This is a genomic window from Pseudonocardia sp. T1-2H (genome assembly GCF_038039215.1).
In the GTDB taxonomy this organism is placed as follows: Bacteria; Actinomycetota; Actinomycetes; order Mycobacteriales; family Pseudonocardiaceae; genus Pseudonocardia.
This window is the reverse complement of the sequence record NZ_JBBPCL010000001.1, coordinates 4,458,968-4,471,293: the sequence shown is the minus strand read 5'-3', so window position 1 is coordinate 4,471,293 and position 12,326 is coordinate 4,458,968. Positions and strand designations below refer to the sequence as shown.

At 69.6% G+C, this 12,326-nt stretch carries 11 protein-coding genes and 1 pseudogene; 5 read left to right on the top strand and 7 right to left on the bottom strand.

Annotated features, from left to right (window positions below; genetic code table 11):
* Positions 1–2 precede the first annotated feature (2 nt).
* A complete protein-coding gene (locus WBK50_RS22060; protein ID WP_341337426.1) occupies positions 3–2,000 on the bottom strand; it encodes a 3-oxoacyl-[acyl-carrier-protein] synthase III C-terminal domain-containing protein in 1,998 nt (665 codons plus the stop codon).
* A gap of 1,208 nt (positions 2,001–3,208) precedes the next feature.
* Here WBK50_RS22060 and WBK50_RS22055 point away from each other — a divergent pair.
* From WBK50_RS22055 to WBK50_RS35305, 4 genes are all read left to right on the top strand, one after another.
* Entirely contained in the window at positions 3,209–4,030 is an 822-nt protein-coding gene (locus WBK50_RS22055) for an alpha/beta fold hydrolase (protein WP_341337425.1), read from the top strand.
* 51 nt (positions 4,031–4,081) lie between these two features.
* Positions 4,082–4,783: a class I SAM-dependent methyltransferase gene (locus WBK50_RS22050; RefSeq protein ID WP_341337424.1), complete on the top strand. Its 702-nt coding sequence runs from the start codon at positions 4,082–4,084 to the stop codon at positions 4,781–4,783.
* Positions 4,784–4,853: 70 nt separating this feature from the next.
* Positions 4,854–5,063 (top strand): DUF1206 domain-containing protein, encoded by a 210-nt coding sequence (locus WBK50_RS22045; protein ID WP_341337423.1) that lies wholly within the window; start codon positions 4,854–4,856, stop codon positions 5,061–5,063.
* Between the two features lie 34 nt (positions 5,064–5,097).
* Positions 5,098–5,451, top strand: coding sequence for a DUF1206 domain-containing protein (locus WBK50_RS35305; protein WP_445942294.1), 354 nt, complete (start codon positions 5,098–5,100; stop codon positions 5,449–5,451).
* A gap of 212 nt (positions 5,452–5,663) precedes the next feature.
* Here WBK50_RS35305 and WBK50_RS22040 read toward each other — a convergent pair whose 3' ends face one another.
* The 3 genes from WBK50_RS22040 to WBK50_RS22030 form a co-directional block, all read right to left on the bottom strand.
* Positions 5,664–6,428, bottom strand: coding sequence for a GAF and ANTAR domain-containing protein (locus WBK50_RS22040; protein WP_341337422.1), 765 nt, complete (start codon positions 6,426–6,428; stop codon positions 5,664–5,666).
* A gap of 32 nt (positions 6,429–6,460) precedes the next feature.
* Entirely contained in the window at positions 6,461–7,195 is a 735-nt protein-coding gene (locus WBK50_RS22035; RefSeq protein WP_341337421.1) for a GAF and ANTAR domain-containing protein, read from the bottom strand.
* Positions 7,196–7,802: 607 nt separating this feature from the next.
* Positions 7,803–8,003, bottom strand: coding sequence for a hypothetical protein (locus WBK50_RS22030; RefSeq protein WP_341337420.1), 201 nt, complete (start codon positions 8,001–8,003; stop codon positions 7,803–7,805).
* A 310-nt stretch (positions 8,004–8,313) separates the two neighbouring features.
* Here WBK50_RS22030 and WBK50_RS22025 point away from each other — a divergent pair.
* A pseudogene (locus WBK50_RS22025) lies at positions 8,314–8,457 on the top strand (VOC family protein); the annotation flags it as partial.
* A 33-nt stretch (positions 8,458–8,490) separates the two neighbouring features.
* On the opposite strand, the gene WBK50_RS35300 reads toward WBK50_RS22025, so the two are convergent.
* The 3 genes from WBK50_RS35300 to acs all read right to left on the bottom strand — a co-directional run bounded on the left by WBK50_RS35300 (position 8,491) and on the right by acs (position 12,161).
* Complete coding sequence (locus tag WBK50_RS35300) at positions 8,491–8,808, bottom strand: UBP-type zinc finger domain-containing protein (protein WP_445942293.1); 318 nt, start codon at positions 8,806–8,808, stop codon at positions 8,491–8,493.
* A gap of 142 nt (positions 8,809–8,950) precedes the next feature.
* Positions 8,951–10,144 (bottom strand): acetoin utilization protein AcuC, encoded by a 1,194-nt coding sequence (locus WBK50_RS22020; RefSeq protein WP_341337419.1) that lies wholly within the window; start codon positions 10,142–10,144, stop codon positions 8,951–8,953.
* 22 nt (positions 10,145–10,166) lie between these two features.
* Entirely contained in the window at positions 10,167–12,161 is a 1,995-nt protein-coding gene (gene acs, locus WBK50_RS22015) for an acetate--CoA ligase (protein ID WP_341337418.1), read from the bottom strand.
* Positions 12,162–12,326 lie beyond the last annotated feature (165 nt).

The window sequence follows — 12,326 nt, the reverse complement described above, 5'->3', positions numbered from 1 at the left end:
CGTCACCCGCCGAACGCGACGCGCACGTCGTCGGTCGTCGTCCCGGTCACCCGTGATGCGCCGGCGGGTCCGCTGCCGGCGGCCCCCGCGATGTCGTCCAGCACCACTTCGTCGGCCACGATCGCGGGGTCGATCCGCATCACCGCGTACCCGCCGACGGCGCCGGCCCCGAAGCCGGGTGTGAAGACCCTGGTCGGGCGGGCGATCACGCCGTCGCGTACGGCGTCGTGCACCGCGATCGGGATGCTCGCCGCCGAGACGTTGCCCATCGTCTCGATGTTGAAGTACAGCTGATCGGCGGACAGCCCCGCCTTGGCGGCCAGGTTCAGGATCATCGTCTTGTTGGCCTGGTGCGGGACGATCAGCTCGATGCTCTGCAGCAGCGTGCGCCCGGGGTCGTCCGGATCCGACTGCGCGCCGAGCTCGTCGATCATCTGGGCCAGGTAGCGCTGCACCAGGGACTTGACCTCGGGGCCGTACACGGTGAGGTCGTTATCGAACTCCGGGTTCGGCCAGATGATCGAGTTGACCTCGCTCCACGGCCCGCTCGCGTAGGTCTGCACGACCTCGACGTCGCCGGTGGTGCCCGCGGCGGCCGGGGCCACGATTAACGCCGCGGCGCCGTCCCCGAAGATCATCCGCGAGGTCCGGGCGCTGCCGATCTTGTCGGAGAACTTCTCCACGCACACCAGCAGGACCGGTCGCTGGATCTCCTGAATTTGCCGGATGGCCTCGGCCAGCCCGTAGGGCAGCCCCGCACAGGCCGCCACCATGTCGACCGAGGCGTGGGTCTGCAGCAGGCCCAGCTCGCCGGACAGCCAACAGGCCATCGACGGGATCAGCCGGTTGCTGCTGCAGGTGCTCACCAGCACCGCCCCGATGTCCTCGGGCGTCCGGCCGGACTTCGCCAGCGCGGCCCGGGCGGCGTCAAGGGCCAGGTGCTCCGGCTCCCGGCTGGTGTAGCGGCGCTGCTCGATGCCGGTCTTGGTGGCGATCTCGTCGGCGGTCATCGGCGACCAGGAGAAACTCGAGTTGCGGATGACGTCGACGTTGTCGCAGACGTGCTCCCCGCGCACGACCGCCAACGCCTCCAGTTTCGGCTGGATCGCGAACGCCTCCCGCACCCGCACCGGCGGGTAGGGGGTAGCGGGCGCGACGGCCTCGACCGGCTCGCGCCGGGTCGGCGCGGCGGCGCTCTCACCGGCCGCGCTCTCACCGGCGCCGCGGGCGCTCTTGACCCGGTCGATGAAGGCCATCACGTCGCGGTTGCGGGGGTGGAACGCGACCACGAAGTCGTCGTCGCCGATGTCGGCGGGCCCGCGCAGCTCGGTGCGGGAGCGGTCCCACGGGTACTGGTTGTGCAGCACCATGGCCCAGCGCATCAGCGCTTCCAGCTCGGGCACCTTCTCGTCGGCGTCGAGGATCTCCTCGGCCCGGAAGACCGGGTAATCGGGGTCGTGGTCGGGCAGCACGAACGTCAGCGCGTCGGGCCGGCCCAGGAACTCGGCGACCGTCGGCTTGATCGCCGGCAGCTCGGTTGCGTGGTGCAGCTTGTTGCGGAACAGGTCGAACAACAGGCCGAACACCGTGTCCTCGGCGTCGGCATCCCACGTCGCGGGCAGCTCACGGTAGGCGCGCTCGACCGCGGCCACCTTCCGCTCGCCGTCCTCCCACGGGGTCAGCACCGGCAGGAACACGTCATCGCGACTCCTCGCCACGTCGCGCCAGCGCGTGGGCCGCTTCTCGAACATGGTGATCGCGTACCGGTTGACCCAGAACAGGTTCTGGCCCAGATCACGCAGCAGTTCGAAACGCCCCGGATACGCCCCGGACTCGACCCGGCCCAGGATGTCGGTCCCGGTCGGTGCCTTCGCCTCGAAATCCCGCCCGATCACGGCGGTGAACTGATCGAGCGTCTCCAGGACCGAGAAGTCCAGTTCGCCGAGGAAATTCGCCGGGAATACCAGACGACCGTGTCGGTTGACCACGAACGGTTTCACGCGTCACCCCCAAGTCGAGCGTCTCCTGAATCCACCCGCGACCCGCGACCTGGATTGCACAACCGGCCGCGCCGGGGTCGGCTGGGATCGGATCTGTCGGGATGGCATGGTCCGTCAGACCGCACACCCCGCAGAACGTCATGCCGAGCACATCCACGACGAGATTCCGTCCAGCCCGGACCCCGAGTCCTACCGAACGCGGTGCGCACGATCGCCACGGTGGACACGTCCACCTCGCCCCGTACCCACGTCACGGTCACCACCGACACCGTTGAGCGGGTGAGGGTGTGCGCACCGCGAGGCTCGGGATTCCGATCCACGCCATCTCGCATATCCGCGCAAGAAACGGTGAGAGCCCACTGACCGCGTAGCGGGTTCCCTGCCCGGCAGCCACGGTCGCAGCGCTCATGAGGTCCGCCAGACCGCGCACTCCGCAGAACGTCACGCCGCACACATCCACAACGAGATTCCGCCGGCCCCGCACCGAGGGCCCGACCGAACGTGGTTCGCACGATCGGCACGGTGGCGAGGTCCACCTCGCCCTGTACCCGCATGACGGTGACATCACCGGCATCGGCGAGCGTGGTGCACACACCACCAGGCTCGGAACTGCGACCGGGCCACGTCTCGCCGCCCATTAACAACCCACCTCAGCGTGCCCCATTAGTGGGCCGCCGAGGTCCAGGGCGGTCTGTGCGGGTCAGTCTCCCAGCCCGAGCACCGACTGTCGAGGCCGCCAAACGCCCCGCCGACGGTCGGAGTGGATGCACGGACGAGGCGCGGGCCAGCCTGACATCCTCCGGCCGGTCGTGCGCCTCGCCGTGTGCTCGGGACGCGTGTCCGCCCGGCCGACGCGTAACGTGCCGACGACCGGCCGCTTCCGATGACGGCCGCCAGTTGCGGCGGCGCGTTGCCCGGACGCATCCTTGGGATCGCGGATCGCGGATCGCGGCCGGCACTATCCGACCAACGACGACTGCGCGTACTATAGTTATCGCCACGCGATTTTCGGCGACTCCCGTCGCTGTTCCACGAAGTTCCGGTGTTGCCCCAGCCCTCGGTGACGCAGCCAGTTATCACACCAGCGGCGCACACCAGGAGGCTCCATGTCGGTCATGCCAATCATCTCGATGCCTGTTTTGTCCGAGTCACAACGTCGGGACCAGGGCGAGGTCGCTGTTCGAGACCGTCGGGTCATCGTGGATGGGATGAGCATCCAGTACCTGGAGGCCGGGACCGGGCCGGCGTTGTTGCTGGTGCACGGTCACGAGCAGAGCGCAACCAGTTGGCGATGGGTCATCCCCGCGCTGGCCCGCACACATCGGGTGCTCGCCCTGAGCCTGCCCGGTCACGGAGACAGTGCCCCGGCGGTCGGTGGCTATGCCCCGGGTGCGGACCTGGCTCCGTTCCTGGCCGAGTTCCTCGACACCCTCGCCGTCGGGCCACTCGACGTGGTCGGACACTCGGCCGGCGGTGCGGTCGCGCTGCGCCTGGCCCTGGCCAACCCGGCGCGGGTGCGAACGCTGGCCCTGGTCGACAGCGCCGGCCTGGGTCGCGACGTCAACCCGCTGCTCGCCCTGGACACCCTGCCCTTCCTCGGCGAGCTGGCCATCCTGCTCAGCCGCGTACCGGGGGGACACGTGGGGCGCACCGGCATGTCCGCGGCGATGCTGTTCGCCCAGCCCTGGCGGGTACCCGCCGAGTTCTTCACCGAGCAGCACGCCCTGGGACGCCGCCCGGGCCAACTCGAGGCCTCCACCGCGATGGCCCGCGCCCTGTTCGACGCAACCGGACAGCGCGGGGTCCTGCTCGGCCAACTCCACACCGTGACGATGCCCACCCTGGTCGTCTGGGGCGGGTGTGACTACGTGCTACCCGCCTACCAGGCACACGCCGCGGTGGAGCGGCTGCCCCGAGGGCGGCTGTCGCTGTTCCCCGACTGCGGGCACCTGCCCCACGTGGAATGCCCCGACCGGTTCGCCACCGTGCTCAGGGACTGGCTCACCGAGCATCACGACCCCGCCATCTAGCGCACCTGCGCCCCCCACTCGCGTACGTCGACCTCTGAGAAGGCCCTCACCATGGCGACACCCCAACCGCGCACCGCGTCAACTGCGCCGGACCGACAGCTGCCCCGGCCCCCTCCGCAACACCGCCTCGCACAAGACCAACGCAGAGCGTCGGAGGCCTACCGCAGCCAGGCCGGCCGCTACGATCAGCGGACCGAGTCCTTCCGCTATTGGCGCGAACTCCTGGTCGACCAGCTGGCCGCCCGCAGCGGGGACACGGTCCTCGACGTGGGCTGCGGCACCGGGTTGTGCCTCTCGCAGCTGCAGCACAAGACCGGCACCACCGGGGCCATCGTGGGCATCGACGCATCCGAGCAGATGCTCGCCGTGGCCGCTGACCGGGTCGCCGAGCACGGCTGGGACAACGTGCGGCTCCTGGCCGCCCCGATCGAGCACGCGCCGATCGACGCCACCGCCGACGCCGCCCTGTTCTGCGCGGTGCACGATGTGATGCAGTCCCCTGCAGCCCTGGGCAACGTCTTCGACCACCTGCGTCCCGGCGCGGCGGTGGCCGCGGCCGGCGGGAAACAGCCCGGCCCGTGGATGTGGCCGCTGCGGGGGTGGGTGGCCGACCTGCACGCGCCGTTCATCGACGATTTCACCGGTTTCGACCGGCCGTGGCGACTGCTGGCCGAGTTCGTCCCGGACCTGCGGGTTCATGAGCTGGCCTTCGGTACCGGGTACCTCGCACTCGGGCACGCCCGGGGCCGCTAGACACCCCCGGCCGACAAGCCCACGATCTGTTCCGCGCGGAACTCCGGCGCCGAGGCGGAGGGCCCCTGCGATGACAACCAATTCTGGCGGCAAGGCCAAGCAGCCCCGCGGCGAGGCCGAACAGCCCGGTGACAGCACGTCACTGGAGATGCTCGCCCGCGTCGGGTTGATCGCTTACGGCGTCGTACACCTGTTGATCGCGTGGTTGGCGCTGCAGATCGCGTGGGGCGCTCGCGCTCTGGCAGGCCACTCAAGCCATCTGGGGCTATCGCAACCGTGAAGGGGCCAAGCGGATCCTCAGCGGGGCCAAGGCCGTGGTCTACGCCGCACCGGGGGGCAGCGCAGCGTCGGTCGCGCTCGGCTCGACATCGTCGAGCTCGCAGTCCCAGCAGCACGCCACTACCGGTGTGCTCGCGTGGCCCGGCGGACGGGCGATCGGCGTGGCCGCGGGGCCGATCACCATCGGGGTCGGCGTACGGCGGTGGTCAGGGGCGTGGGGGAGTCTTTCAGCGAGGAGATTGACACTTCGTCGATGTCCCCCGTCGCCCGAAGCGGCGTGGCGCGATTGGGCCAAGTCGGATACGTCGTCAAGGGGCTGGCCCTGGGTGTGGTGGGAGGCCTGCACAGCTACCGCCAGTCGCGGGGGAGCGGCGCCACCAGCTTGGTGATCAGAGTCGAGGCAGCGGGATCACCCCGGGCGCCGTGGACGAAACGGGCTGCCGTGCGAGGACGTGCGTCTGAGCTGATGTCGTCCTGCTGTCCCGACATGGCAGCCACCTCCGGCGGGCGTCGTGGACGAGATTGCCAGGGTCTGGCGCACTGACAGCTACCGTTTGGGCGGGCCCTCCGGAGTCGAACAAGCAATTGCGTGACGTCGTGGTCACCGATGCTTGGGTCTCCAGGCCCCACGCGGGGCCAGTATGTCGGCGGCGAGGTCGGTCTCGACGACGTTGCGGGCCACGTCGCTGAGCCGCAGGTTGTTGCTGCGGGCGTAGCGTCGCAGCCGGTCGAATGCCGCGTCCGTGCTCAGGTTTCCGCTGTTGGCGAGTACTCCCTTGGCCTGTTCGATGATCACTCGGCTGTTGAGTGCGGACTGGAGTTGCTCGTTGAGCACCTCACCGCGGCGGATGGCGCGTTCGGACAGGATCCCGATCGTTGCCACATCGGCCAACGCTTGGCCCAGAGCAAGGTCGACGGCGGGCAGCGATCCGGGTTGGCGGTGGAACAGGTTCAACGCGCCGATCGCCTCCCCGCGCAGCCGCAGCGGCAGCGCATGGACCGAGCGGAACGCACCTCGGTCGGCGACCGCAGCGGCGAACACCGGCCACCGATCCGCGGCCTCGGCCAGGTCGACCGCGCTGACCGGGGCGGCGTTCGTGAAGCAGTCCAGGCACGGGCCCTCGTCGCTCTGCAGCTGCAGCAGCTCCATCAGCTGCGCGTCCTCGCTGGATGCCGCCACCACCCGCAACTCGCGCCGCGCGTCACCGAGCACGATCCCGGCCGCGTCCGCGGCGAGCAGCTCGACGCTGTGGCCGACCAGCCGGTCGAGCAGATCGATGATGTCGTACTCGTCGACCAGGGTGTCGGCCAAGGAGACGAACGCCAGGCCCACCAGTTGCTCGCGACCTCTGCCCGCCTGGCTCATGAGGGTCTTCTCCTCCCGGGATCGCATTGGTGCTACCTCATCTCCTCGGTGAACCGCAACCGTCGTGACACCACGTCGCGGGCCACGTCGATGAGCAACCGCTGCTCGACGAACGCGAGGCCCCGCATCCGGGCCAACGCTTCCTGTGCGCTGACCCCGAGCTGGGCCAGCACCATGCCGGTGGCCTGGTGGATCTCCGCGCGGCTGCTGTGCGACTGATCCAGCCATGACATGCCGCCGTCGCGTTCGGGGTCGGAGTGCCCAGGGTCGGTGCGCAACCCGAGTATCAGCAACGTTGCGGTCTCCGAAGCGCTGACGGCGTCCCGGCGTTGCGCCGCGCTCAACCCGCCCGGCGCGATCCGGTACAGGTCGAGCACACCCACGTTGACCGTTCCCCATTGCAGCGGCAGGGCGAACAGTGCCCTGACATCTGTCTGCTCCGCCACGGCGGCGGCGAACATCGGCCAGCGCGCCGTCTCGGTGCTGTGGTGCAGGTCCGGGATGAGCACCGGTGACCCGGTCGCCGCCGCTTCCATGCAGGCGCCCTCGTTCAGCGTGAACTGCAACTCCTCCAACAGTTCCGCCGTCGCGTCGGTGGCCCACAACGTCTCCCGCGACACACTCGCGGTGAGCACGGAGATCACCGCGCCGTCGACGTCCAAACCCGTCACACACGCCTGACAGATCCGCTCGGCCAACGCGCGCTCGTCCGCGCCGTCATGGGCGATGGCCAGCAGCGCTCGGGTGACCGAACCCAGCTCAACCATTCGCGCCGCCCCGGCACCGGCAGCCGTGATCGAGGTCGGTCATCGGCAGCCACCACACATCTTCGTTCGCAGGCTCCGGAGCCCGAGCACGACGGGGACCCGAGGGGTTCCGACGGTCAGCTCACGCGCGCCGCCTCCTCGGCACGGGCCGAGCGGACGTTCTGTCCACCCGTCCACGGCACGGCGCCCAGGGTTCGGACCAAGGACCGCGTGCCGGCGGACGGGTGCCGGGAGCTGCGCGAGCGTTCGTCGGGCAACCCGGTCTCCGACGCTTCGGCCGGTCACCGCGCGTGTAAACACAGAAATCAGCCCCGTCCACGGGAACTGCATCAAGGCGATACACCGAGGTCCGGGGCATAAGGCGGAGCCTTACTGGCTCTACCGGAAGGCTAGAACGACGTCCTGACAGGCGCAACGGGAGAGCACGTGTGTCGGTGAATTCGAGCGACCATCGCAACGATGTCCGGATCATGGTGTCACGAGGCCGCTCATGATCTCGGCCGGACCGCCACTCCCTGGCTGCTGCTGGCCCGCGCGCCCGGGATGCGCTCGCGGACAGCGCTCATCGGCGCGCGGCACCGCTACCGAAGCTGGCGACCCCGTTCGCCTACCGCGTGGCCGACCCGGCGATCTTCGACACCACGGTCTCGGCGATCGTGGTCTTACCCTGGCTGGTTTCCAGATCGCCGCGACTGCGGGCCGAGACTGGCCCGCAGGTCGACGCAGTTGCCTCGTTGCGCACGGTCTGCGGCGTGTTCGAGTCGGCGGCGGCGGTCGCGGCCGAGATTCCACTCGGGACAGTCATCATCAACCATCGATCTCCCTCAGCTACCGGGAGGTGGTGCCCGAGGGTACTGGCGACTTCCCGGAGCGGCGTCCGTGTCGTGGTGCGCCGGCTGGGTCAGCGGGATCGGGAGACTGGCGGCGTGTTGCGGGAGGTGGACGTTCGTAGCGCCGGCGGCGTTGAGGGTCTGGGCCACTTGGTCGCCGGTCATGCCGACGACGTTGGGGATCGTGATCCGCTCGTCGACGCCCGAGGACGCGGACAGCCCGTTCGCGCTGCTGCCGCCGCCTGCTGAGCGGTCGACGCCGCTGCCGATGACGGCGAGCACACCGAACAGGACGGCGACGGCACCTTCGAGAAGCTGCAGGCCAGCGACGCCGAGGTCGTCCACGAGCCGATCGAGCAGCCGTACGGGGTTCGCGACTGCGCCTTCCGCGATCCCGCGGGCAACCTGATCCGCATCCAGCAGCTGCGCTGAGCCGTCCGGCGACTGCAGCACACGACATGAAGATCAAGGTCTACCTGCGGATACAGATCCGACGGAGCGTTCATGGACGTAGCACCACCGCGGGCGTGCGTCGTCCTGCAGTGGCCCGGCGACGGGGTGATCCGTTTCCTCGTAGTGGGCTCTGGCGTGCTGGTTGGGTGAATTGTCCGAGCATGCCACCCAGCCGCAGGACAGGCACAACCACAGCTCGACCCAGCCGTGCCCGTGTTCCCGGCACTCCAGACACACCGTGGAGAGGGGCTCGACGCGCGTGGCGGCGGCAGCGTGCGCGCAGCGGCGCAGGTCACCGAGGTCTGCCCTGTGGAGGATCGCTCTTGGCATCATGCTCCTCGCTGCCGTGCCCCATGCCATCTGGCGCCCGGCTAGCCAACTCTCGCTCGGCCGTGCGCGAAATGGCCAACACGTGGAGCGTTCATCACCGGAGATGATGAGCGGTACCTCGTTCCGGCCGCGGAACCTGGACTCATCGCGGATCGATGTGGTCGAGGCCGTGGTCGGGGAACACCGCGCGACGGGTCGCGGCGATCGCGCGATCCACCGGATCGTCGGGGTCGCCCTCACCGGCGTCCCAGGCGTAGTACGTCGGTTCGGTGCCGTCGGTGAGGAGCTTCGGTCCCTCGCGTCCGGTACGTCCGTGGACGAACTGCAGCCAGCCGTCGGGCGTCGCCGTGTCGGGGTCGAGCGGGCTACCGGTGACTTCGGCAAGCAGGTGGGTCCACGACCGGGGTACGACCTGCACGATCTCGTAGCCCCCGCCGCCGACCGCGACCCAGCGGCCGCCGGCAACCTCGTGTGCCAGTTGGTGCAGCACCGCGTAGCTGTGCCGGTGCGCGTCGACGGTGAGGTTGAGCTGGGCCAACGGATCGAGGCGGTGGGTGTCGCAGCCGAGTTGGGTGATGAGGATCTGCGGCTCGAAGGCCCGCACGAGCGGCGGCACGACGGCATGGAACGCGCGCAGCCAGCCGGCGTCGCCGGTACCCGGCGGCAACGCGACGTTGACCGCGGCGCCTTCCGCGGCGCCGTGGCCGGACTCCTCCGGGAAACCGGTGCCCGGGAATGCTGTGTAGCCGCTCTCGTGCAGGCTGATCGTCAGAACTCGGGGGTCGCCGTAGAACGCCGCCTCCACGCCGTCGCCGTGGTGGGCGTCCACGTCGACGTAGGCCACCCGCTGTACACCGTCGGCCAGTAGCCAGGCGATGGCAACCGCGGCGTCGTTGTATACGCAGAACCCGGATGCCTTCGACGGCATCGCGTGGTGGAGACCGCCGGCGAGGTTGACGGCGTGCTGCGCCCCGTTGCTGCGGACCGCCCGGGCGGCGTCCACCGTGCCGCCGGTGACGAGAGCCGACGCCTCGTGAATCCGGCCGAAGATCGGGTTGTCCTCGCCGCCCAACCCGAACGTGTCGTACGGCTGGGCGGACCGGCGCCGCGGCGCGGCGCGTACCGCGGCGACGTAAGCCGGGTCGTGGATGAGCTGGAGCACGTCGTCGGAAGCCGGCCGCGGTGCCGTGATCCGCGTGTGGCGCCCGGCGAACACGTCGAGGTCGCGGGCCAGGGCCATGGTGAACTCGAGGCGGCCCGGAGCCATCGGGTGAGTGGCTCCGAGGTCGTAGTTCAGCAGCTCCTCGCTCCATACGAGGACGACCGACCCGCTCATGAGATCGCCTCACCGCCTCCCGCTACGACGTGGCCTTTCCGCGGGCGGCGGCTCTCTCCTGAAGCTGGTGGAGAACCGACGGGTCGCCCAGCGTCGTGACGTCACCCGGCTCACGCCCGTCGGCGATATCCCGCAGCAGCCGGCGCATGATCTTTCCGGAGCGGGTCTTCGGCAGATCCTCGGCCCAGATGATCGACTTCGGACGGGCCAGCTTGCCGATCCGCACGCCGACGTACTCCCGGATCTCGGCGGCCACCTGGTCGTCACCCCGCAGGTCCGCGTTCAACGTCACGAAGGCGACGATGGCCTGACCGGTCACCTGGTCGGTCTCGGCGACCACGGCCGCCTCGGCGACCTTCTCGTGGGCGACGATCGCGGACTCGACCTCCGCGGTGGACAACCGGTGGCCCGACACGTTGATGACGTCGTCGGTCCGTCCGATGATCCAGAAGTATCCGTCGCTGTCGCGCCGGGCCGCGTCACCGACCACGTAGGTGCGCGGTCCGAACCGGTCGAAGTACGTCGAGACGTAGCGCTCGTCGTCGCCGTAGAGCGTGCGCAGCATCCCCGGCCAGGGCCGGGTGAGGACCAGCAACCCGGTTCCCTCGGCCAGTTCGTTGCCGTCCAGGTCCACCAGTGCCGCCGAGACGCCGGGCAACGGAAGGGTGGCCGAACCGGGCTTGGTCGGCGTCAGCCCGGGCAGCGGCGCGATCATGATGTGCCCGGTCTCGGTCTGCCACCAGGTGTCGACGACCGGGCACTGCTGGCGGCCGATCACCGCGTAGAACCACAGCCAGGCCTTCGGGTTGATCGGTTCGCCGACCGACCCGAGCAGGCGCAGCGACGACAGGTCATGCCTGTTCGGGTACTCGATACCCCACTTCATGCAGACCCGGACGGCGGTCGGCGCGGTGTAGAAGGTCGTGACGCCGTAGCGCTCGATGATCTCCCACCAGACGTCTTTGCTCGGGTAGTCCGGGGCGCCTTCGAACATCACGCTGGTGCACCCGTTCGCGAGCGGCCCGTACACGATGTAGGAGTGCCCGGTGACCCAGCCGACGTCGGCCGTGCACCAGAACACGTCGGAGTCCGGCCGGAGGTCGAAGACGTCCCGGTGGGTGGCCGCAACTCCGGTCAGGTATCCACCGGTGGTGTGCAGGATGCCCTTCGGCTTCGCCGTCGAGCCCGACGAGTACAGGATGAAGAGCGGATGCTCGGCCGGCAGCGGCTCGGCCGGGCAGACCGGCTCGCTGCGCGCGAGCAGGTCGTCGTAGAAGACGTCCCGGCCGTCCTGCATCGGGCAGTCGGCGCCGGTATGGCGAACCACCACGATCGAGCGAAGCTCGGTCAGGCCGGACATGACCCGATCGACCTCGCGCTTGATGGGCGCCGTCCTGCCCTTGCGCCGGGCGCCGTCGACGGTGATGAGCGCCTTCGCGTGCGACACCTCCATCCGCTCCCGCACCGACTCCGGGGCGAAGCCGCCGAAGACCACGTTGTGCGGAGCACCGATCCGGGCGCAGGCGAGCATCGCGACGACGACCTCGGGAATCATCGGAAGGAAGATCCCGACCACGTCCCCCCTGCCGACTCCGAGATCCTTCAGGCCATTGGCCAGCCGCTGCACGTCGCGGTGCAGATCCGCGTACGTGATCGCGCGCTCCTCGCCCTCCTCGCCACGCCAGTGATAGGCGACCCGGTCGCCGAGCCCGGCCTCGATATGCCGATCCAGACAGTTGTAGGAGACGTTGAGGGTTCCATCGCCGAACCAGGTGAAGAACGGTGGGTCGGAATCGTCCAGAACGGTCGTGAACGGCCGGTCCCAGTGCAGTTGGCGGGCCTGTTCGGCCCAGTAGCCCTCCGGGTCGCGCGCAGCCACCTCGTACACACCGGGGTCCCGCACGCGCGCCCGGGCGCGGAACTTCGCCGGAGGCTCGAACTTCTCGACCTTCTGCAGGTCGTCGAGGAGCCGCTCGAGTTCTGCTGCGCTCTGCACGAGCTTGGCGTTGTCAGTCATCACTCGCTCCTGGGAAGAAGCCCGGCGAGGGATCAAACGGTGCGGACCGATCAGGCTAGCGCGCTGGGTCGCACAGGAACAGGGAACCCCGGCCACCCGGGAGGTGAACGGCACCTCGCTCCGGCCGCGGGACCTGGACTGTGCCAAGGCAACCCGCCAGACTGA

Excerpts from the sequence above, each read along its gene's own strand:
- acs (WP_341337418.1), bottom strand. The coding sequence starts at position 12,161 with ATGACTGACAACGCCAAGCTCGTGCAGAGCGCAGCAGAACTCGAGCGG.
- WBK50_RS22040 (WP_341337422.1), bottom strand. The coding sequence starts at position 6,428 with ATGAGCCAGGCGGGCAGAGGTCGCGAGCAACTGGTGGGCCTGGCGTTC.
- WBK50_RS35300 (WP_445942293.1), bottom strand. The coding sequence starts at position 8,808 with ATGCCAAGAGCGATCCTCCACAGGGCAGACCTCGGTGACCTGCGCCGC.
- WBK50_RS22035 (WP_341337421.1), bottom strand. The coding sequence starts at position 7,195 with ATGGTTGAGCTGGGTTCGGTCACCCGAGCGCTGCTGGCCATCGCCCAT.
- WBK50_RS22045 (WP_341337423.1), top strand. The coding sequence starts at position 4,854 with ATGACAACCAATTCTGGCGGCAAGGCCAAGCAGCCCCGCGGCGAGGCC.
- WBK50_RS22030 (WP_341337420.1), bottom strand. The coding sequence starts at position 8,003 with ATGATGACTGTCCCGAGTGGAATCTCGGCCGCGACCGCCGCCGCCGAC.
- WBK50_RS22020 (WP_341337419.1), bottom strand. The coding sequence starts at position 10,144 with ATGAGCGGGTCGGTCGTCCTCGTATGGAGCGAGGAGCTGCTGAACTAC.
- WBK50_RS22055 (WP_341337425.1), top strand. The coding sequence starts at position 3,209 with ATGAGCATCCAGTACCTGGAGGCCGGGACCGGGCCGGCGTTGTTGCTG.
- WBK50_RS22050 (WP_341337424.1), top strand. The coding sequence starts at position 4,082 with ATGGCGACACCCCAACCGCGCACCGCGTCAACTGCGCCGGACCGACAG.